Raw genomic sequence first — 21958 nt, forward strand, 5'->3', positions numbered from 1 at the left:
CTGGGCGCGACCGCGCAGATCAAGCAGAACCCATCGCGCAGCGGCGGCAAGGGGATCGACTGGGCACTCTACAAGGAGCGTCACCTGGTTGAGTGTTTCTTCAATCGGATCAAACGGTTCCATCGTATCGCGCTGCGCTGCGAAAAGACAATCTCGTCCTTTCGGGCATTCGTTGCCCTTGCCTGTGCTATGACATGGCTCGCCTAATGCAGACGCCGCCTAGAGATCTGTCCGCAAGTGCCAGAGTTCGGGAAACAGTTCCACCTCGAGCATCCGCTTCAGGTAACTGACCCCGCCGGTGCCGCCGGTGCCACGCTTGAACCCGATGACACGTTCGACCGTGGTCACATGATTGAACCGCCAGCGGCGGAAGTAGTCTTCGAGATCGACCAGTTTCTCCGCCAGTTCGTAGAGTTCCCAGTGGGTCTGCGGATCGCGGTAGACGACCGTCCAGGCCGTGGCGACAGCTTCCTGCGCCTCGTAGGGGCGGGCCACCTCCCGTGCCAGAACGCTGTCCGGCAGAGGCACCGCCTCGTTCAGCGCGCCGAGCGCCACGTCGTAAAGCGACGGGCGGGCCAGTTCGGCGGTCAACAGCGCGGTGATCTCCGGCCGGTGGGCATGGGGACGCAGCATCGCCGGATTGCGGTTGCCCAGAAGGAATTCGATCTGCCGGTATTGATGGGATTGAAACCCGGAGGATTGCCCGAGCGCCATCCGAAAGGTGGTGTAGTCGCTTGGCGTCATGGTGCGCAGCACGTCCCAGGCGCTGTTGAGTTGCTCGAAAATCCGCGCCACCCGAGCCAGCATCTTGAACGCCGGCCGCCGGTCGGGGCCTTGCAGGGCGGCGCGCGCGGCGGTGAGTTCGTGGATCGCCAGGCGCATCCACAGCTCCGATGTCTGGTGCTGGATGATGAACAGCATTTCGTCATGCGCATCCGACAGCGGGTGCTGCGCGTCCAGCAGCGTTGTCAGGCGCAGGTAGTCGCCATAGGACATGCGCCCGTCAAACGACATTTGCGCGCCGTCCGTCGCCGGGTCAAATGGGTCGGTCATTGCCTGTCTCCGATCTGCAGGTCCATGCGAAAGCGCTCCAGTTCAATTCCCTTGCGTCCGATCGTTTCCGGCGCAATCACCCGCCAGCCGCGACGCATCAGGAACGGGCGCGCGAGGTGGCTGGCATCCGTCGTCAGGCGCGTCAATCCGTTTTCGCGCGCACGGGCCAGGATCCCGTCATGGAGCATTCCGGCGACGCCGCGCCCCATCCGGTCCGGTTCGACAAAGGCCATGTCCAGATGCCCGTCGCCGAGCAGGGACATGAAACCGATGACCGTATTGTCCACCGGGTCGCATGCGACCAGCGTCATCGCCTGCATGAGACGGGCGCATCGGCTCCGCGTGGGGCGCGGCATCGACGGGCTCCAGGCGTTTCGCTGGGCTTCGGTATAGTGGTTCCGCGCCCCGATCTGCACGGCCCGGTGAAAGACGGCCCAGCAGGCGGCGCAGTCCTCGGCTTGGTAGGGCCGGACAAGGGCCGTCATGTGACGGCGGCGCGGACCTTGTAGTCCGGCCGGTCCCAAAGCCGGTTCGTCATCACGTCGGCAATGATGGCGGCGGCGGCCGTGACATCGGCTTCGTCGATATACAGCGGTGTAAAGCCGAACCGCATGATGTCCGGCGCGCGGAAATCGCCGATCACACCGCGGTCGATCAGGGCCTGCATGGCGGCATAGCCGTCGGCAAAACGGAACGACACCTGGCTGCCGCGCCGCGCTCCGTCGCGCGGGCTGGCAAGCGTCAGCATCGGGCAGGCGGCTTCGACCGCGTCGATGAAATGCGCGCAGAGAGCGAGCGATTTTTCACGCACATCCCCCATGTCCGCCATGTCCCAGATGTCGAGCGCGCTTTCGAGCGCCGCCAGTTGGAGGATCGGTGGCGTGCCGACTCGCATCCGTTCGACGCCTGCTCCGGGGCGGTATTTCCTGTGGAAATCGAACGGCGCTGCATGGCCGAGCCAGCCCGACAGGGCCGGGAGCGCATGGCCGGCGTGGCGCGGCGCGACATAGATGAAGGCCGGCGCGCCGGGGCCGCCGTTGAGATACTTGTAGGTGCAGCCGACCGCGAAATCGGCGCCGGACCCGGCCAGATCGACGGGAATCGCCCCGGCCGAATGGGCCAGGTCCCAGACCGTGACGGCACCGGCCGCATGGGCGCGGCGCGTCAGGCCGGCCATGTCGTGCAACCGCCCGGTCCCGTAATCCACTTCGGTCAGCATCAGGACGGCGACGTCTTCGGTGATGGCGTCGGCGACGTCCTCCGGCGCGACGACCCGCAGTTCATAGTCCGGACCCAGCAATCCCAGCAGCCCTTCGGCCATGTAGAGATCGGAAGGGAAGTTGCCGCTGTCGCTGAGCACGACGCGCCGGTCGGGCACCAGCGCCAGCGCGGCGGCAAGCGCCTGGTAGACCTTGATCGACAGCGTGTCGCCGAGAACGACATGTCCGGGTTCGGCCCCGATCAGCTTGCCGACCCTGTCGCCAAGTCCCATCGGCTGCGCCATCCATCCGGCCCGGTTCCAGCCGGTGATCAGCATCTCGCCCCATTCCTCGGTCAGCATCGCCTGAATCCGGGCCGGTGCGGCCTTGGGCAGCGGGCCGAGAGAGTTCCCGTCGAGATAGAGCACGCCCTCGGGTAGGTGAAACATCGCCTTGGTGGCCGCAAAATCGGTCATAGCTTGGTCCTTTCCGGATGCTGCCTACATCTGCCCGCCGGCAATTTCGATGGTCTGCCCGTTGACGCTTTCCGATCCGGGGCGCACCAGCCACATGGCTGCGGCGGCGATCTCTTCCGGCGCGATCAGCCGCTTGTGGCGGTTGGCGTTGACCATGATGGCGCGGGCTTCTTCCTCGCTGATACCGGCCCGCTGCGAAATACTGTCGGTGTTTCGCGTGACGATGGGCGTATCGACATAGGCGGGACAGAGCGCGTTGAAAGTGAATGGCTTGCCGATGTAATCCTCGCTCAGCGCGCGGGTCAGGCCGATCAGCCCGTGCTTGGACGCCGTATAGCAGGCCGCGCCGGGCAATCCGCGCACCCCCGCGATGGACGAAACGGTGATGACCCGCCCCCAGTCGGTCTGGCGCATCCCGTGCAGGCATTCCCGGATCGTCAGGAAAGCGCCGTCCAGGTTGGTCGCCATCATGTTGCGCCAGAATTCCATCGTGGTCTTGTGCAGGGCGCGGCCCTCGGCGATGCCGGCATTGGCGACGCAGATCTGCACCGGTCCGCGGGCGTCGACCGCGGCGGCGATCTTGGCCACGACATCCTCTTCGTCGCGCACGTCCATCGCCAGTCCGGCCATGCCCTCGGTCGCGACCTCGTCCAGCCGCTCCTGCCGCCGTCCGGTGATCGTCACCTGAACGCCATCCGCCGCCAGCGCCCGCGCAATGGCGAGCCCGATCCCGGTGCCGCCGCCCGTCACCAGCGCGTGTTTGCCTGCAAGTGCCATTTTACGTGTCCTCCCTTGACCTGCCTGCACCCTATCCGCTGTTCCGGCTGTGACAAGACGCCCTGTGTCGTCACTTTACATACTCATTCGCCTCTGTGAATGTGTGGCGAAGCAAGGAAGGAATGCAAAATGAAATACCCGTTTGCCATCGCGATGGCCGCCGCAGCCAGTGCGGTCTGGTCGAGCGAGGACATCGCCGACCAGTATCCGCAGTCCGAGCTCTATTCCAAGCCGGTCGAGGTCATCCCGCATGTGTTTTCCGCGATCGGGGCCACCGCGCCGCCGACCTATGAGAATTCCGGCCACAACAACAACCTGTCCTTCATCGTCACCGACGCCGGTGTGATCGTGATCAACGCCGGTGCGTCCAGCCGCCTTGCCGCGGCGCTGCATGACGAGATCAAGGCCGTGACAGACCAGCCGGTCGTTCTGGTGATCAACGAGAACGGGCAGGGCCATGCGATGCTCGGCAACGGCTATTGGCGGGACCAGGGGGTCGATATCCTCGCCCATGAGGACGCGGTGGCGGAAACCCGCGAGAACGGCGATTTCATCTTTCAGGGCATGGAAGGCTACAATCGCGACAAGGCCGAAGGCAGCCGGGTGGAACATGCAAACCTCACCTTTTCCGACGAATACGATGCATCCCTGGGGGGCGTGACGATCAAGGTGCTGCATCTTGGCCCGGCGCATGATCCCGGCGACATTCAGGTCTGGATTCCTGACTGGCAGATCATGATCGCCGGGGACATCGCGTTTCACGAACGGATGCCGCCGATCTTTGAGAGCACCTGCACAAGTTGCTGGATCGAAACCTGGGAACAGGCGCTGGAACCGCTGAATCCGACCTACGTGATTCCGGGGCACGGGCATCCGACCAACCTGGCGCAGGTGCGCCGTTATACCCGCGATTATCTCGTGGACCTGCGGGCCAAGATCAGGGACCATATCGACGCGGGCGGTGATCTCGCCGGAGCCTATTACGTCGATCAGTCCAATTGGGCCCATCTGGACACGTTCGAAGAACTGGCCACCAAGAATGCGGGCCGGGTCTATGAGGAGATGGAGTGGGAATGACGGCCGCCAGACGCGCCGGGGGTGATGCGCGATGAAATGGATCGATCTGCCGCCGGTCTGGCTGCTGGCTTTCATCGCACTGGCCTGGGCGCAGGCCGCCTATTTCCCGTTTGGCCTGAGTTTTGGCGGGCCCTGGGCGGACTTCGTCGGCGGGGTGCTGATCGGTGGTGGGGTGCTGCTGATGCTGCTGGCCCTGTCGGAGTTCCGGCGGCATCGCACGACGATCCTGCCGCACCGGACGCCCACCCGGCTGATCCAAAGCGGCATCTTCAGCCGGACGCGCAACCCGGTCTACCTGGGCGACGCCTTGCTTCTGGCGGGGATCATCCTGCGGTTTGACGCGGTGCTGGCGTTGCCGCTGGTGCCGATCTTCGTCTGGATCATCGAAAAACGCTTCATCCTGGGCGAGGAAGACCGGATGCGGCGGACTTTTCGCATGGAATTCGCGCGATATGAGCGCAAGGTGCGACGCTGGGTCTGATTTGCGCGCCCACCGACCATTGTATAGCAAGTCGAGGCTGTCGCGCCTTGCGATGTGCTGTTAAGACACATGACAAGCTGAAATTGCGCCCGAACCGGGCAACGAGGGGGACATGAGGTGAAGATAGGAACACCGAAAGAAACGTTTGACGGCGAACGCCGTGTCGCGATGACACCGGACTCTGCGCTGGCCCTGCAGAAGCTGGGGTACGAGTGCCTGATCGAAACCGGCGCCGGTCTCGGGGCGGGGTTCTCGGACGAGGCCTATGAAGGCGCTGGCGTCGAGGTGATCAAGACCGCCGCCGCGCTCTGGAAAGAGGCCGACATCGTCGCCAAGGTGCGCCAGCCCAACGAAACCGAACTCAAGCGTCTCACCAAGGACAAGACCTTGATTTCATTCTTTAATCCTGCGGCCAACGAGGCCGGGATGGAGGCCGCGAAAGCCAAGGGCGCCAATGTCATCGCGATGGAAATGGTGCCGCGCATCAGCCGCGCGCAGAAGATGGACGCCCTGTCGTCGATGGCCAATATCGCCGGGTATCGCGCGGTGATCGAGGCGGGCAACAACTTCGGCCGTTTCTTCACCGGCCAGATCACCGCTGCGGGCAAGGTGCCCCCGGCCAAGGTTCTGGTGGTGGGAGCAGGCGTCGCGGGCCTGGCCGCGATCGGCACGGCCACCAGTCTCGGCGCGATCACCTATGCGTTCGACGTGCGCCCGGAAGTGGCGGAACAGGTCGAATCGATGGGAGCCGAATTCGTCTTCCTCGATTTCGAGGAAGAACAGCAGGACGGCGCGGCGACCGGCGGATATGCGTCCGTGTCCAGCCCCGAATTCCGCGAAGCGCAGCTGGCCAAGTTCCGAGAACTTGCTCCGGACATGGACATCGTGATCACCACGGCGCTGATCCCGAACCGGGAAGCGCCGGAGCTCTGGACCGAGGACATGGTCAAATCCATGAAGCCCGGCTCCGTGATCGTGGACCTTGCGGCGGAAAAGGGCGGCAACTGCAAGCTGACCGTGGCCGACGAGAAGATCGTGACCGACAACGGCGTGACGATCATCGGCTACACCGATTTCCCGTCGCGCATGGCGGCGCAGGCATCGACGCTCTATGCCACCAATATCCGTCACATGATGACCGACCTGACCCCCGAGAAGGACGGCCAGATCAAGCACGACATGGAAGACGACGTGATCCGTGGCGCGACCGTGACGTTCGACGGCGAAATCACCTTCCCGCCGCCGCCGCCAAAGGTTCAGGCGATCGCGGCCAAGCCCAAGGCGACCAAGCCGGAACTGACGCCCGAAGAGAAAAGGGCGCAGGAAATCGCGGCCTTCAAGGCGCAGACGCGCAGCCAGGTCACGCTGCTCGCCGTCGGCGCGGTGCTGCTTCTGGGCGTGGGGCTTGTCGCTCCGGCCAGTTTCATGCAGCATTTCATCGTGTTCGTTCTGGCGGTGTTCGTCGGCTTCCAGGTGATCTGGAACGTGGCGCACAGCCTGCACACGCCGCTGATGGCGGTCACCAACGCGATTTCGTCAATCATCATTCTGGGTGCGCTCATGCAGATCGGTTCGGGGTCGTTCCTCGTGATCGTTCTGGCCGCGCTGTCGGTCTTCATGGCCGGCATCAACATTTTCGGCGGCTTCCTCGTGACACGGCGCATGCTCGCCATGTTCCAGAAATCGTAAGCGAGGGGTAGGGACAATGGACTTCGGATTTACAACGGCGGCCTATGTGGTCGCAGCCATCCTCTTCATCCTCAGCCTGGGCGGGCTGTCCGGTCAGGAAAGCGCGAAACGCGCCGTCTGGTATGGCATCGTCGGCATGGCACTGGCCGTGGCGGCGACGCTGATCGGACCGGGCGCGGGCCTCTGGCTGCTGTCGATACTGCTGATCGCGGCGGGCGGAACCATCGGGGTCGTCGTGGCCCAGCGGGTGCAGATGACCGAGATGCCGCAGCTTGTCGCGGCGATGCATTCCCTGGTCGGTCTTGCCGCCGTGTTCGTCGGATTCAACGCCGATATCGAACTGTCGCGCGTGATGGCGATGGATGATGCCGCGCGCAAGGGACTCGACGGTTTTGCCGCGCTGCTGGCCAAGAAGGACAGCGTGGAGATCGCGATCCTGCGGGTCGAGGTGTTCCTCGGCGTGTTCATCGGGGCCGTCACCTTCACCGGTTCCGTCATCGCCTTTGGCAAGCTCGCGGGCAAGGTCGATACCGCAGCGAAGAAACTGCCGGGCGGCCATGTGCTGAATGCGGGTGCGGCGTTTCTTTCGGCGGTTCTCGGCATCATGTATTTCAACGATGCCGGCATCTGGACGCTGATCCTGATGACGCTGCTGGCCTTCTTCATCGGCTATCACCTGATCATGGGCATCGGCGGCGCGGACATGCCGGTCGTGGTGTCGATGCTCAACAGCTATTCCGGCTGGGCGGCGGCGGCCATCGGCTTCAGCCTTGGCAACGACCTTCTGATCGTGGTCGGGGCTCTGGTCGGGTCTTCCGGTGCGATTCTGTCCTACATCATGTGCAAGGCGATGAACCGGTCGTTCATCTCGGTGATCCTGGGCGGCTTTGGCGGTCCCGCCGGCGAACAGATGGCGGTCGAAGGCGAAATGATCGCGATCGAAGCCGACGGTGTCGCTTCGGCCCTGAACGAAGCCGACAGCGTCATCATCATCCCCGGCTACGGCATGGCGGTGGCACAGGCGCAGGCGGCCGTGGCCGAACTGACGCGCAAACTGCGGGCCAAGGGCAAGAACGTGCGCTTCGCGATCCACCCGGTCGCCGGGCGTCTGCCGGGGCACATGAACGTGCTGCTGGCCGAAGCCAAGGTGCCCTATGACATCGTGCTGGAGATGGACGAGATCAACGACGATTTCCCGCATACGGACGTCGCCATCGTGATCGGCTCGAACGACATCGTGAACCCCGCGGCGCAGGACGATCCGAACAGTCCCATCGCCGGCATGCCGGTTCTGGAATGCTGGAAGGCCAAGCAGGTGTTCGTGTCAAAGCGCGGCCAGGGGACGGGCTATTCGGGAATCGAGAACCCGCTGTTCTTCAAGGACAATACCCGGATGTTCTATGGTGATGCCAAGGCGTCGCTGGACAAGCTGCTTCCAATGATCGACTGATCCTGGCGGAGCCTTTTTCGCAACATGACCCCGCCGGACCTCCGGCGGGGTATTCATTTTGACGGATCAGTTCGACATCAGGTGCCAAACCGTGGCGTCGGTATACGATTGTATTCCTTTAACTGACTGATAAAAAACAAGAACTTCCAATTCTGGATGGCTTGGTCTAGACTGCGGCAAACGAGGTTCCCGATGCCGCCGATTGAAGACCATCCGCTGCGCTACAAACTGGCCAACGAACTGCACGCCCGTCCGTTCCCGCGGATGTCGGCGCATTGCACGGTCACGTATATCGCGATCAAGCAGCCGACCGAGGCGGTGAGCCGCGACCGTGCGGCGGATCTCGCGCATCTGACCGCGCTTCTGGACCGGCACGGCGCGCCGCATCCTCAGCCAGGCGCCACGCATTATTCCGGGCGTATCGGACGGCATGTTCTGAAATGGGAACAGCACACCGAATTCGTGACCTACACCGCCTTCTTCGATGGCGTGGGCGCGCGCCCCTTCGACCCGGCGGATTTCGCGGTCTTCCCCGAGGACTGGCTCGCCAAGGCCCCCGGACAGCGTGCCACCTCGGCGATGCTGCGGATCCAGCCGCGCCCGCCGGACGATGACATCGACATGGCCCTGGGCGACTGGTTCGTGCCGGAAAGCCTGGCGGTGGCGGAGGTTCTCGAAGGCGCGGCCGTGGTCGGGGGCGATTTCAGGATCGATCCGGCAGGGCACCTGCGTTTCGCGATCTTCGTCAGCCCGGAGACCGGCCAGCGACGTATCGGGCGCGTGGTTCAGCGGATCTGCGAAATCGAAACCTACAAATCCATGTCCATGCTCGGCTTCTCACGGGCGCGCGACCTGTCGGCGCCGATTTCGGCCCTGGACAATCAGCTGACCGAACTCATGATGGAAATGACTGGCGGCGGGACCTCGCCCGAAGTCACCCTGCCGGAGCTGCTGTCGATCTCTGCGCAACTCGAGACCATGGCGGCGCGCTCCTCGTTCCGGTTCGGCGCGACCGGCGCCTACGAGGCGATCGTGACCCAGCGGATCACGGCGTTGCGGGAAACCCGGTTCCGCGGGCGTCAGACCTTCGCCGAGTTCATGATGCGCCGATACGAGCCGGCGATGCGCACCGTCAAGTCGACCGAAGCCCGCCTGCAGGCGCTGGCGGACCGGGCGATCCGCGCCGGCGAACTGCTGCGCACCCGCGTGGACGTGGACCGCAGCGCCCAGAACCAGGCGCTGCTGGAAAGCATGGACCGCCGCGCCGATCTGCAATTGCGCCTGCAACACACCGTCGAAGGTCTGTCCGTCGTGGCGATCAGCTACTACGGCGTGTCGCTGGCAAGCTATCTGCTCTATCCGGTGACAGAACTCACAGGGGTGAGCAAGGGAATGCTCACCGCCCTGGTAACGCTGCCGGTGGTGGGGCTGGTCTGGTGGATGGTGCGCCGGATCAGGCGCCGGATCGGCTGACCCGTCACACTTGTGCAAACCAAATGACAGCGTCGGCATTTTTTGGCAGGCTGCATCGGGAAGCAGTTCCATGAGGCAGGCAAAAGCGTGACCGCACCGATCCGCGATACCAAGGGCCGTTTCACCGACTGGCGGCGGCTGGGGCGGGGCAGTCTGGGAGAGACATGGTCCGCCTTGGATGCCCGAACCGCCCGCCGTGTCGTGGTCAAGGTCCGTCCCCTGCAAGGATCCAGCCGGGATATCTGTCTGCGCGAAGTGGCGCTCGCCCGAAGTTTGGACAACCCGCACCTGCAAAGGTTCATTGCCTTTCTGCCTGACGATTCCGGTCCGGATGCGCTGATCTACGACTATGTCGAGGGCGACAGCCTGAAGCAGCGGCTGGGCTCCGGCCCGATTGCGCGTGACGCGGCCCTGTCGATGACGCGCGATATCCTGGCCGGATTGTCCGCGGCGCATCAGAAAGGCGTCGTCCACCGCGACATCAGCCCGGAGAACATCATCCTGTCCGGCAACGGGGCGGTTCTGATCGATTTTGACGCGATCGGCGATCTGATCGCGGACAGCCGGATCGGCAGGACGACGGTGGCGGGCGAATTCGCGGGCAAGCCGCTTTACATGTCGCCCGAACAGATCACCGGCGCTCCGCAAAGCGGTGCCTCCGATATCTGGGCTCTTGGCGCGGTTCTGTTCGAGGCCGTGACCGGACAGAGTTTTCGCCGGGGCGACTCGATCTCCGATCTCGTCCGGCAATACCCGAAGACACCCGATGTCAGCGCCGCGCCGTCGTCGCTGCGCCCGTTGCTGGCCGATATGCTGGCACCGGACCCGGCCCGGCGGCCCGACGCGATCGATGCCATCGCGGCGATCGACGCCTTGATGGACATGGCGCTTGCGGCCGGTTTCCCCGCCGATCCGGCGCTGCCGTCTTCGACAGCGCCATCGCGCCCGCCTGCGCCAACGCTTTCGCCTTCCATTTCCGGCGAGCCGACACGCGCTGTCGCCCGAAGCGGCCGAAGGCTGCTGCCCTGGATCTTGACGGTCGTTTGCGTGACGGGGTTCCTCGTCATCGGGGCGATGTTGTTTGAGGAGAGTTCGGTCAGGGCGTTCCGCGAGCAGATCTTGCAGTCGCCGCATCTGCTGGGGATCGTTCTTGTTGCGGGGGGCGTTATGCTGGTCGCGTCGAGCTTTTTCGTCGCCCGGTTCATTCGCTCCAGGGCGTCGCGGGCGGATGTCGCCCTGCCGTTCCGGGCGCTGGATCTGATCAATGCCCCCGACGCCAGGGATCGGTTGACCGAAACCATATGTCTCAGGATCGACGCCTACCGCGAGCTCGCCGGGAAACGGTCCGAGGACATGCTGTCAGTGACGATGGTGGCGCTTGCGAAGGAATATGCCGGTGCCGAAACCGCCGATGACAGGTTCCGCGCGCTGGCGATGCTGAACGAATTGCACATGCAGGTTGCGCGGTCGCTCAGGCCATGGTGGATGAACTACGAAACGTTGATCGCGCGGGCGCTGTCCCTGACCACCCTTGTCGCCGGCGTGGTTGCGGCGGTGGAAGGCATGCGCCGCCTGTTCTGAGGGGCGGCGCGTCGCTATTCCGCCGGGCTGAACCGCGCGGCGGTGCTTCCGGCCGGGCGGCCGAGAAGCGCGTTGGTCGCCAGACCTCCGGCCGCGATCGACAGGATGGCCGCCAGCGCCGCGATGCTCAGGGTCGGCACGCCGGACAGGCCCGCGCCGACGGTGCAGCCGCCGGCCAGCACGCCGCCAACCCCCATGAGCCCGGCACCGGCCATGTAACGCCCGGTCTGGCGCGGGGATTCGAAACTCTGCCAGCGGAAACTGCCGAACAGCAGCGATGCAACGAGCGAACCGGCAAGGACGCCGCCGATCAGCCCGACGCCAAAGCCCGCCGGGATCGACGTCGATGCGATGCCGAAGAACAATGTGTCCGCGGCGGGCGAAGTGAAGGAAAGGCTTTCCATCGCGATCGGGTCGAATTCATCCAGCAGCACGAAGCCGGTTCCGACCCAGGCCAGAGGCACCAGAAGCCCGATCAGCCCCGCCAGCACGAGAGGCAGGATGCCCGCGCCGGAACGGATGGCAACGGCGAGCGCGGCAACGACGATCAGGCCGGTCCAGAACAACGGACCGCCGGGCAGGGCGGCCAGAGACACCATGTCGCCCAGCGGCACGGTGATGGCTCCAAGCGTGGTGCGCAGCGGAGCGAGAACACCCTTGAGCGTGGCATGGGCAACGACGGCGAAGACCAGCAACACCGAAAGGGCGCGCAGGTTTCCCGACCCGCCCAGGACGGTCAGGCGGGACACGCAACCGCGGGTCAACACCATGCCGGCGCCGAACATCAGCCCGCCCAGCAGGATGGCGGCGATGGGCAGATCGGTGGCCATAAAGCGGTGTTCTTCGAACGTGATCCAGCCCGCGGAAACGGCGGACTGGGTGCCCAGCACCGCCACGGCAAGCGCCGTCAGCCAGATTCCCAGGGCGGCACGGCGATCTTCCCCGACCAGGGCGCGCCGGAAACAGAACCGTGTGCGTTCCGCGAGCAGACCGAACACGACGCCAAGACCCAGCGCCAGCAGCACGCTCACTTCTCTTGGCGTGGCATTTTCAAATCCCAATGTCTCGAACATGGCGACCCCCGGCGATTCAGACCAAGCGTTCTCATTGCGCAACGGGTTGGGACTTTCAAGTCGCAGAAACCGCACTTTTCACCGGATTGGGAGAACAATCGTTTCGATTTGAGCGTGGAATTGCAATCGGTTTTCCGGTGCGGGCTTCGCGCCCGAACGGAATCCGCCGCCGGGCCGCCCTCCGGCCGGAATCGTTCTTATTTGCCCTCAGCGCCCGCGAATGCGCGGGTCCAGGGCATCGCGCAGCCCGTCGCCGAGATAGTTGACGCTGAGCACCGTCATCGAGATGGCGATACCCGGCCAGATCACCCGTTCCGGATATTGCTGAAGGTAGTCGGTGCCGTCGAACAGCAGCCGCCCCCAGGTGGGGAAATCGGGTGGAAAACCGAGCCCGAGGAAAGACAGTGCGCTTTCGGTGATGATCGCGTTGGCGATGCCCAGGGTGGCCGAAACCATGATCGGACTCAGCACGTTCGGCAGGATGTGCCGGGTGATCATCTTGGTGTTGGTGGTCCCGATGCTGCGCGCCGCGAGCACGAATTCGCGTTCCTTCAGGGCCAGCACGTCGCCGCGCACGATACGGGCGGTCGGCATCCAGCTGGTGATGCCGATGGCGCCGACGATGAGGATGAAGATCCCCTGTTCCGGCCCGAAGGCCGCGTTCAGCGGTTCGCGGAACAGCAGCATCATCACCAGCAGCAAAGGCAATAGAGGCAGGGCCAGAAACAGGTCGGTCAGCCGCATGAGCGGCCCGTCCAGCCGCCTGAAGAACCCGGCGATCACGCCGACGAACGAGCCGAGAAACAGCGCCAGCGACATCGCCGCCATGCCGACCGCCACGGAAATCTGCCCGCCGGCCATCATCCGCGCCAGAATGTCCCGCCCAAGCTGGTCGGTTCCGAAGGGGTGAGCGAGGCTTGGCCCCTGGTTGCGGGAACGAATGTCGATGAAGGTGGGTTCGACGCTCCATAACAGCGGCCCGATGAAGACGCCCAGAACGATGATCAGAAAGATGATCCCGCCCCAGAGCGCGCCCTTGTGGGACTTGAACTGGTCCCAGACGTCCAGCCATTGGCTGCGCGGCGGGCGGTCGGGCATCGGGCCGCGGACGATGGCCGCGACCGGGTCATGCGCGGCCAGCGAGGCGATTTCGTCCTTGGGATCGGTCGCTTTGTCGTGCAGCGATTCAGTCATAGCGGATCCTCGGGTCAAGAATGCCATAGAGCACATCGGCGATCAGGTTGAAGAGCACGATCAGCACCGCGAAGATGAAGGCCAGGGTCTGCACCATGGGCAGATCGTTGGCCTGGATCGCGCCGATCAGAAGCTGTCCGATCCCGTTCACCTTGAACACCTGTTCGGTGATGATCGCGCCGCCGAAGATCGACGGCACGCCAAGCGCGATCACCGTGACCACGGGGATCATCGAGTTGCGCAGAACATGCAGCATGACGACGGTATATTCGCTCAGCCCCTTGGCGCGGGCCGTGCGCACGTAATCCTGGTTGAGGTTGTCGAGCATCGAGGCCCGCATGAACCGGCTGATCTGGGCGGTGATCTGGAGCGCCAGCACCATCACCGGAAGAACCATCTGCATCAGCTGCTGCCTGAAACTGGCCCAGTCCACCACCTGCAACGTGGTGTCATAGATGGATGGGAACCAGCCGAGGTTCACCGAAAAGATCACTATGACCAGCACGCCGGAAAAGAACGGCGGCACGGAAAACCCGATCATCGACACGAAAGTGCCGGCCTGATCGAACCAGGAATACTGGCGGTAGGCGGAATAGATCCCGATCGGCAGCGCGATCAGGATGCCGACGACATAGGCGGTTCCGACAACCCAGAGCGTCTGCGGAATGCGCTGCACGACGATATCCATGACCGGCGAGCGGGTCTGCCAGCTGATCACCCGCGGGTCTCCGGTCGAGAAACGCGTGCCGAGGATATGGTCGATCAGCACCTGAGGCTCGATCCAGAAGAACTGCACCAGCCATTTCCAGAAACGGATATGAATCGGTTCGCCCAGTCCCAGGGCGATGCGCATCTGTTCCTTCACTTCCGGCGGCACCGTCAGCGGCACCTGCGCCATCGGGTCGCCGGGGGCGAGTTCAAGCAGCAGGAAAATCACCAGGCTGATGAAAAGCAGGGTCGGTATGGCCAGAACCAAACGTCGAATGGTGAAGGTCAGCATTCTGCGCGCCTTTGCGGCTTGGTAGCGTTATCGGCAACAGGCACGCCCCGGACGGGTCCGGGGCGTGGTGTCGGGGCCGTGCTGGCTCAGGACCCTTGCTTGCGGTGCCAGTCCGCGACGTTCCACAGCTCGGAATCCCAGACGTTCAGGATCACGCCTCCGAGCGAGTTGGAGTGGGCGGAGTTCCGGCCGCGATAGGTCAGCGGCATCATGACATATTCCTGCATCAGGATGTCGTTCATCGCCTTGGCCAGTTCCGCCCGCTTGTCGATGTCGCCGGTGACGGCCATTTCGGCGATCAGCGCGTCGTATTCCTCGGAACAGAAGCGCATCATGTTGTTGCCCTGCCACTGGGTTTCCGGACGGGGGAACTGATCGCAGGACCAGTTGGCCATGTAGGCTTCGGGGTCGGTCCCGTCGAAGTTGTTGGTGAACATCTCGACATCGGCAAAGAACTTCTGGAACGTGTCCGGAGAACCGGGGTCAGAGCCGAAGAACACCGAGGCGTCGATGCTGCGTAATTCGGTTTCGACGCCGATCTCTTCCCACCACTGCTTGATCAGCGCCTGGTAGTCCTGGCGCACCGCGTTGACCGAGGTCTGGAACAGGATCGACAGTTCGACGCCGTCCTTGTCGCGCACGCCGTTGCCGTTGCTGTCGACCCAGCCGGCCTCGTCGAGGAGAGCGTTCGCGCCGGCGATGTCCTGCACCAGGCAGCCGTCATTGGCGGTCGAGGCATAGATCGCCGGGGCCGGCAGGACGTTGCAGGTCAGACGGCCGAAATCGCCATAGCCGATTTCCGTCAGCAGGGCGCGGTCGATGGCCATGGACAGGGCCTGGCGCACCGCCTTGTCGGTCATGAACGGGTGCGGATGCTTGGCGGTGCCGCGCTCGTCCCCAAGCTCCGGGCTCACGTCCGTCAGGTTCATGTGCAGGCGCTCGACCGAGGTGCCGAAGGACACGACGTTGGTGCCCTTGCCGGCCTCTTCCATGCGGCTCAGCACTTCGGGGGCAAGTTGCAGGTTCCATGCATAGTCGAATTCGCCGGTTTCCAGAACCGCGCGGCCCGCGGCATTGGCGTCGCCGCCACCCTTGAGCGTCATGGTCGCGAAGGCGGGCTTGGCCGGATCGCGGTAGTTTTCGTTGGCGGCCAGCGTCACCACGTCATTGGGGCGGAATTCCGTCACCGTGAACGGTCCGGTGCCGATGGGGTTGAAGTTGGCTTCGGTGCATTCCGGCATGCGCGGGCCGAGGCAATCTGCGAATTGCGCCTTCTGGATGATCGGCGCTTGCGCCCCGACGAACGGGCCGTAGGGGAAGGGCTTTGCCACCCCGAAGTTCACCACCACCGTCAGTTCGTCAGGCGTGTCGATGGATACCACATCCAGGAACTTTTCCGACTGCGCGCAGCCGCCGCCTTCGGCGGTGCAATATTCCCAGGTGAACTTGACGTCTTCCGACGTGACGGGCGTGCCGTCGGACCACAGCAGACCTTCCTTCAGCTTCCAGGTGATCGATTTCAGGTCTTCGGTGACGCCGCCGTTGGCAACGGTCGGAACCTCGTTCACCAGCCAAGGCACCAGGTTGCCATCCTGATCGTAGCGGGCGAGCGGTTCGATCACCAGTGACGCCGCTTCGAGATCCTTGGTGCCGCCGGACAGGTAGGGCGTCATGATCGACGGCGCCTGCCAGTAGATCACCTTGACTTCGCCATCCGATCCGCGCTCGGCCATGGCCATCGGGGCCAGCGCCGTGCTTGCGATCGCGCCGAGCAATAGGGCTTTGATATTCATGTCTTACTCCTTGTTGGACACTCTGGTCCCATTTGACGTCCGCATTCCCTGCGGATGCTGATCTTGCCGTGTCGGGACGAAATGGCCGGGCGTTCTGCGTGCAGTGCGCTATCCGCCATCCCCCGATATCGGATAGGGAGGTATCGAAACAGAGTTTGAGAAAATTGCAAGCTTTCCATCCGGAAGCCGCCGGGCAGGGTTTGACACACCGGAAACCGCGCCGTAGCGTTTGGTTCTGAACTGGTGGGGAAGCGCGGATGCTGGATCAGCCGATTGCACGGATCGAAGGGCTCAGGGTCGCGTTTCAGACCAAGGATGGTCCGGTGGTCGGGGTCGAGGACGTGTCTTTCGACATCAAACCGGGCGAAACCGTCTGCATTGTTGGTGAATCTGGGTCCGGCAAATCGGTCACGTCGCTGTCGCTGATGCGGCTGGTCGAATTCGGCGGGGGCAAAATTGATGCGGGCCGCCTGATTTTTCATCGCAAGGACGGCGGCGACCTGGATGTCGCGCAGGCGGAACAGGATCTGATGCGCCAGATCCGCGGCAACGAGATCGGCATGATCTTTCAGGAGCCGATGACCGCGCTGAACCCTGTGTTCACCGTCGGACGGCAGCTGACCGAAGGCCTGCGCGTCCACAAGGGCCTGTCCCGGAGCGCCGCCGAAGACCGGGCGCTGGTGCTTCTGCGCGAGGTGCGCATCCCCGAACCGGAACGGCGGATGAAACAGTATCCGCATGAACTTTCGGGCGGCATGCGCCAGCGCGTCGTGATCGCCATGGCGATGGCCTGCGCGCCGCGCCTGCTGATTGCCGATGAACCGACGACCGCGCTGGACGTGACGATCCAGGCCGAAATCCTCGCCCTGATGGACCGGCTGAAACGGGAAACCGGCACGGCTGTCATGTTCATCACCCATGACATGGCGGTGGTGGCGCAGATGGCGGACCGGGTGGTCGTCATGTTCCGCGGCAACAAGGTCGAGGAAGGCCCGGTCGAAGAGATTTTCGAGAACCCGAAGCACCCTTATACGAAGGCCTTGCTGGCCGCAGTGCCAAAGCTCGGCGAGATGCGCGGCAAGGCGGCGCCCGAACCGATGAAGCTGCTGGGGGTCGAAGGCCAGAGGATCGAACCGATCACCGGCGGTGACGATGTTCTGTTGCGGGTTAGCCACCTGACGACGCGTTTCGCGGTCACCGGCGGGTTCTTCCGCCGCACCGTGGCCAATGTCCATGCGGTGGAGGACCTGTCCTTCACGATAAACCGGGGGCAGACCCTGTCGCTGGTGGGGGAATCCGGTTGTGGGAAGTCCACCGCCGGTCGGTCGGTCCTGCGGCTGGTGCACCCGCAGTCGGGTGAAATCGATCTCGACGGCGTGGACATCATGAAACTGGATGCCCGCGGGCTGCGCGAGGCCCGGCTCGACATGCAGATGATCTTTCAGGATCCCTTCGCCTCTCTCAATCCGCAGATGCAATTGTCGGATCAGGTGGCGGAGCCGCTGCGCAACTACGGCAGCCATTCCGCCGGCGATATTTCCAGACGCGTGTCGATGCTGTTCGAACGGGTGGAACTGCCGAAAAGCTTCATGCGCCGCTACCCGCATGAACTTTCTGGCGGGCAGCGCCAGCGGGTCGCCATCGCCCGTGCGCTGGCGCTGAACCCGAAGCTGATCGTCGCGGACGAAGCGGTTTCGGCGCTCGACGTCTCGGTGCAGGCGCAGGTTCTGAACCTGATGATGGAATTGCAGGCGGATCTAGGCCTGTCCTTCCTGTTCATCTCGCATGACATGGCGGTGGTGGAACGGGTCAGCCACCAGGTCGGCGTGATGTATCTGGGCCGGATCGTCGAACTTGGTCCGCGTGCCCGTGTGTTCGAAAACCCGCAGCATCCCTACACCCAGGCGCTGATGAAGGCGGTCCCCATCGCCGACCCGCGGCGGCGCAAGTCGGAAAAAGATCTGAACTTCAAGCCGATCCCGTCGCCGATTCATGGCCTTGATTACACGCCGGAGCCATCGGTTTATGATGAGGTCGAGCCGGAGCATTACGTGCTGACCACCGACAGCGGATACTGAGATGCCTGAAACGCTCAGCCCGCGCGCGATCATGGAAAGGCTGGTGTCCTTTCCCACCGTGAGCCGCGACACGAACCTGCCGTTGATCGACTGGGTCGAGGAATACCTGGCCAGTCACGGAATCACCTGCTATCGCCATCTTCATCCGGAGCAGCCCAAGGCGGCGCTTTTCGCCCATGTCGGCCCCTGGGTCGACGGTGCGGTCGTGCTGTCGGGGCATACGGATGTGGTGCCGGTAGACGGGCAGCCCTGGGACACCGACCCGTTCGCCGTGGTCGAGAAGGAGGGCAAGTATTTCGGCCGCGGCACCTGCGACATGAAAGGCTTTGACGCCATCGCCCTCTGGGCGCTGGTCGAGGCGCAGCAGCGCGGTGTCGCGCGACCGCTTCAGATCGCGCTCAGTTTCGACGAGGAGATCGGCTGCACCGGAGCCCCGCCGATGATCGAGGCGATGCAGGGGGTGCTGCCCAAGGGATCCGCCGTGATCGTCGGCGAGCCGTCGATGATGCAGGCGGTGACGGGGCACAAGGGCGGGCAGGGGTTCAACACCCATGTGATCGGTTTTGAAGTCCACAGTTCGCTGATGCACACCGGCGTGAACGCCATCATGTCCGGCGCCCGGCTGATCGAATGGGCCAACGCCACCAATGCGGCCAACCAGGCGGCGCAACCGACCGATCTGGCGGCCATGTTCGACCCGCCCTGGACCACCGTTCATGTCGGGCAGATCGAAGGCGGCACGGCCCACAACATAACCGCCAAGGACTGCCGGTTCTCGATGGATTTCCGCGCCGTCGCCGGCGAGGACCTCGCCGATTGGAAGGCGCGCTATCTGGCGCAGGTCCGGTCGGTCGAGGCCGAGATGCAGGCGGTTCATCCGGAGACCCGGATCGACATCAGCGAGCGTTTTTCGGTACCCGCGCTGCAACCGGAATTCGGCGGTGAAGCAGAAACGCTGGTGCGGTCGCTGACCGGCGACAACGCCAGCCACGTGGTCAGTTACGGAACCGAGGCGGGGCAGTTCCAGGAAGCCGGGTATTCCGCCGTGGTCTGCGGTCCCGGCGACATCGCCCAAGCGCATCAGCCCAACGAATACATCACGGTCGCGCAGTTCGAAGCGGGAATCGCTTTCATGGACCGCCTCCTGTCGCGCCTGAAAGGAGCCTGACACCATGCCCATAAAGAACCGACTGGCGGAAATGCACGGCGAAATCACCGGCTGGCGGCGCTATCTGCACCAGCACCCGGAACTCATGTATGACGTCGAGAACACCGCCGCTTTCGTCGTCGACCGTTTGCGCGACTTCGGGATTGACGAGATCACGCCCGGTATCGGCAAGACCGGCGTCGTCGCGGTGATCCGGGGGCGGACGGACACCCGTGGCCGGGTGATCGGACTTCGGGCCGACATGGACGCGCTGCCGATCGAGGAAGCGACCGGGCTGGACCATGCCAGCACGGTGCCCGGCAAGATGCACGCCTGCGGCCATGACGGGCATACGGCGATGCTGCTGGGGGCGGCGAAATACCTCGCCGAGACGCGGAATTTCGATGGAACCGTCGTGCTGATCTTCCAGCCGGCCGAAGAAGGCGGGGCCGGCGGCAAGGCGATGGTCGATGACGGGCTGATGGACCGCTGGGGGATTCAGGAAGTCTATGGCATGCACAACATGCCGGGTCTTCCGGTCGGGCAGTTCGCCACCCGGCCCGGCGCGCTGCTGGCTTCGGCGGACGAGTTCGAGATCGTCGTGACCGGCAAGGGCGGCCATGCCGCCGCGCCGCACATGGCGGTCGATACCACACTGGTGGCGGCGCAGATCCTCGTCACGCTGCAATCCATCGTGTCGCGCAACGTCGATCCGATCCAACGGGTGGTGGTGACGGTCGGTACCTTCAACACCGACAGCGCCGCGTCCAACGTGATCGCGCACAGTGTGCGGATGAAAGGCACCGTGCGCACGCTCGACCCGGAATGGCGCACCCGCGCCGAAGAACGCATCCGCCGGATCGCCGGGGATACGGCCTCGGCCTTCGGCGCCACGGCCGAAGTGATCTGGTCGCCCGGTTATCCTGCGACGATCAACTGGCCGGATCAGACCGCCTTTGCCGCCGAGGCCGCGCGGGTCGTGGCCGGCGACGTGAATGAAAACACCGATCCGATCCTGCCCGCCGAGGACTTCGCCTTCATGCTTGAAGCCCGGCCGGGGGCCTATATGTTCATCGGCAACGGGGACACGGCGATGTGCCATCACCCCGCCTATGACTTTGCAGACGACACGATCCCGGCAGGGTGCAGTTGGTTCGCGGAAATCGTCGAGAGGCGCATGCCGGCGGCGTGACCGCGCGCCCAGCCGCCGCCGGAAACACAGGAAAGAGAGACCGACATCATGCCCGTCAAGAACCGTTTTGCCGAATTGCAGGCCGAAATCACCGAGTGGCGCCGGGATATCCACGAGAACCCGGAGATCCTGTTCGAAACCCACCGCACCAGTGCGCTGGTGGCCGAAAAGCTCAAGGCGTTCGGCTGTGACGAGGTCGTCACCGGCATCGGGCGCACCGGTGTCGTCGGGGTCATCAAGGGCAATTCCGACAGCAAGGGCCGCGTGATCGGGTTGCGCGCCGACATGGACGCGCTGCCGATCCACGAGGCGACGGGGCTGGACTATGCCAGCAAGACTGCGGGCGCGATGCATGCCTGCGGCCATGACGGGCACACGGCAATGCTGCTGGGGGCCGCGAAATACCTGTCCGAAACCCGCAATTTCGACGGCACCGCCGTTGTGATCTTCCAGCCCGCCGAAGAAGGCGGCGGCGGTGGCAAGGAAATGTGCGATGACGGCATGATGGACCGTTTCGGCATTCAGGAAGTCTATGGCATGCACAACTGGCCCGGCAAGCCGACCGGCAGTTTCTCGATCCGTCCGGGCGCCTTCTTTGCCGCAACGGACACGTTGGACATCACGCTCGAAGGTCTCGGCGGGCACGCGGCGAAACCGCAGGAGACCGTGGACACGACGGTGATGGCGGCACAGACGGTGCTGGCGCTGCAGACGATCGCCAGCCGCAATGCCGATCCGGTCGACCAGGTGGTGGTGTCGGTGACCTCATTCGAGACCTCCTCCAAGGCGTTCAACGTGATCCCGCAGAAGGTGCATCTCAAGGGGACGGTGCGCACGATGAGCACCGGGATGCGCGACCTCGCGGAAAGGCGGATCAAGGAGATCTGTAACGGCATCGCAGCGACCTTCGGCGGCAGTGCCGAGATCGACTATCACCGCGGCTATCCGGTGATGGTGAACCACGAGGAACAGACCGAATTCGCCGCCGAGGTCGCGCGCGCCGTGTCCGGCGATTGCGAGGACGCGCCGCTGGTCATGGGCGGCGAGGATTTCGCCTTCATGCTCGAGGAGCGCCCCGGCGCCTATATCCTCGTGGGCAACGGCGATACGGCGATGGTCCATCACCCGGAATACAATTTCAACGACGAGGCGATCCCGGCGGGATGCAGTTGGTGGGCCGAAATCGTCGAGCGTCGGATGCCGGCGGCCTGACGTCCGGGGCAGG

19 protein-coding genes are annotated in these 21958 nt (G+C 64.1%); 11 read left to right on the plus strand and 8 right to left on the minus strand.

What is annotated here, in order from left to right; genetic code table 11:
• Window positions 1-207 (plus strand): transposase (locus QO034_RS04365; RefSeq protein ID WP_407696723.1); only part of this gene is annotated, 207 nt, incomplete at its 5' end.
• A 12-nt stretch (window positions 208-219) separates the two neighbouring features.
• Here the strand turns inward: QO034_RS04365 and kynA are convergent.
• The 4 genes from kynA to QO034_RS04385 are packed head-to-tail and all read right to left on the minus strand — an operon-like array spanning window position 220 to window position 3505.
• Complete coding sequence (gene kynA / locus QO034_RS04370; RefSeq protein WP_284484287.1) at window positions 220-1053, minus strand: tryptophan 2,3-dioxygenase; 834 nt, start codon at window positions 1051-1053, stop codon at window positions 220-222.
• Window positions 1050-1538 carry a GNAT family N-acetyltransferase gene (locus QO034_RS04375; protein ID WP_284484288.1) on the minus strand — a complete coding sequence of 163 codons (489 nt, stop codon included), beginning with the start codon at window positions 1536-1538 and terminating at the stop codon, window positions 1050-1052. The genes kynA and QO034_RS04375 overlap by 4 nt, the downstream gene beginning before the upstream one ends.
• Window positions 1535-2728, minus strand: coding sequence for a kynureninase (kynU, locus tag QO034_RS04380; protein WP_284484289.1), 1194 nt, complete (start codon window positions 2726-2728; stop codon window positions 1535-1537). The genes QO034_RS04375 and kynU overlap by 4 nt, the downstream gene beginning before the upstream one ends.
• Window positions 2729-2752: 24 nt before the next feature.
• Window positions 2753-3505: an SDR family NAD(P)-dependent oxidoreductase gene (locus QO034_RS04385; protein WP_284484290.1), complete on the minus strand. Its 753-nt coding sequence runs from the start codon at window positions 3503-3505 to the stop codon at window positions 2753-2755.
• A 129-nt stretch (window positions 3506-3634) separates the two neighbouring features.
• Here QO034_RS04385 and QO034_RS04390 point away from each other — a divergent pair, with 129 nt between their 5' ends.
• The 6 genes from QO034_RS04390 to QO034_RS04415 all read left to right on the plus strand — a co-directional run bounded on the left by QO034_RS04390 (window position 3635) and on the right by QO034_RS04415 (window position 11256).
• The gene (locus tag QO034_RS04390; RefSeq protein WP_284484291.1) at window positions 3635-4582 is read left to right on the plus strand and encodes an MBL fold metallo-hydrolase; all 948 of its coding nucleotides are present in this window, start codon (window positions 3635-3637) and stop codon (window positions 4580-4582) included.
• 31 nt (window positions 4583-4613) lie between these two features.
• Window positions 4614-5063 carry a methyltransferase family protein gene (locus tag QO034_RS04395; protein ID WP_284484292.1) on the plus strand — a complete coding sequence of 150 codons (450 nt, stop codon included), beginning with the start codon at window positions 4614-4616 and terminating at the stop codon, window positions 5061-5063.
• Between the two features lie 117 nt (window positions 5064-5180).
• On the plus strand, window positions 5181-6752 hold the full coding sequence (locus QO034_RS04400; protein WP_284484293.1) for a Re/Si-specific NAD(P)(+) transhydrogenase subunit alpha: 1572 nt from the start codon (window positions 5181-5183) through the stop codon (window positions 6750-6752).
• A gap of 16 nt (window positions 6753-6768) precedes the next feature.
• Window positions 6769-8202, plus strand: coding sequence for an NAD(P)(+) transhydrogenase (Re/Si-specific) subunit beta (locus QO034_RS04405; protein ID WP_284484294.1), 1434 nt, complete (start codon window positions 6769-6771; stop codon window positions 8200-8202).
• Between the two features lie 192 nt (window positions 8203-8394).
• Window positions 8395-9675, plus strand: coding sequence for a DUF3422 family protein (locus QO034_RS04410; RefSeq protein WP_284484295.1), 1281 nt, complete (start codon window positions 8395-8397; stop codon window positions 9673-9675).
• Between the two features lie 87 nt (window positions 9676-9762).
• On the plus strand, window positions 9763-11256 hold the full coding sequence (locus tag QO034_RS04415) for a protein kinase domain-containing protein (RefSeq protein WP_284484296.1): 1494 nt from the start codon (window positions 9763-9765) through the stop codon (window positions 11254-11256).
• Window positions 11257-11270: 14 nt separating this feature from the next.
• Here QO034_RS04415 and QO034_RS04420 read toward each other — a convergent pair whose 3' ends face one another.
• From QO034_RS04420 to QO034_RS04435, 4 genes are all read right to left on the minus strand, one after another.
• On the minus strand, window positions 11271-12329 hold the full coding sequence (locus tag QO034_RS04420; protein WP_284484297.1) for a YeeE/YedE family protein: 1059 nt from the start codon (window positions 12327-12329) through the stop codon (window positions 11271-11273).
• 207 nt (window positions 12330-12536) lie between these two features.
• Complete coding sequence (locus QO034_RS04425) at window positions 12537-13427, minus strand: ABC transporter permease (RefSeq protein WP_284484490.1); 891 nt, start codon at window positions 13425-13427, stop codon at window positions 12537-12539.
• An 88-nt stretch (window positions 13428-13515) separates the two neighbouring features.
• Window positions 13516-14523, minus strand: coding sequence for an ABC transporter permease (locus tag QO034_RS04430; protein ID WP_284484298.1), 1008 nt, complete (start codon window positions 14521-14523; stop codon window positions 13516-13518).
• Between the two features lie 86 nt (window positions 14524-14609).
• Entirely contained in the window at window positions 14610-16316 is a 1707-nt protein-coding gene (locus QO034_RS04435; protein WP_284484299.1) for a peptide ABC transporter substrate-binding protein, read from the minus strand.
• A 257-nt stretch (window positions 16317-16573) separates the two neighbouring features.
• On the opposite strand from QO034_RS04435, the gene QO034_RS04440 reads away from it, so the two are divergent.
• From QO034_RS04440 to QO034_RS04455, 4 genes are read left to right on the plus strand one after another with little or no spacing between them, the layout of a single operon-like run.
• Window positions 16574-18394, plus strand: a complete 1821-nt coding sequence (locus tag QO034_RS04440) for an ABC transporter ATP-binding protein (protein WP_284484300.1) — start codon at window positions 16574-16576, stop codon at window positions 18392-18394.
• Window position 18395: 1 nt separating this feature from the next.
• Window positions 18396-19562: an acetylornithine deacetylase gene (argE, locus tag QO034_RS04445; RefSeq protein WP_284484301.1), complete on the plus strand. Its 1167-nt coding sequence runs from the start codon at window positions 18396-18398 to the stop codon at window positions 19560-19562.
• Between the two features lie 4 nt (window positions 19563-19566).
• On the plus strand, window positions 19567-20733 hold the full coding sequence (locus tag QO034_RS04450; RefSeq protein ID WP_284484302.1) for a M20 aminoacylase family protein: 1167 nt from the start codon (window positions 19567-19569) through the stop codon (window positions 20731-20733).
• 48 nt (window positions 20734-20781) lie between these two features.
• Entirely contained in the window at window positions 20782-21945 is a 1164-nt protein-coding gene (locus tag QO034_RS04455) for a M20 aminoacylase family protein (protein ID WP_284484303.1), read from the plus strand.
• Window positions 21946-21958: the final 13 nt, after the last annotated feature.

It is taken from the genome of Sedimentitalea xiamensis (genome assembly GCF_030164465.1).
GTDB classification, from domain to species: domain Bacteria; phylum Pseudomonadota; class Alphaproteobacteria; order Rhodobacterales; family Rhodobacteraceae; genus Sedimentitalea; species Sedimentitalea xiamensis.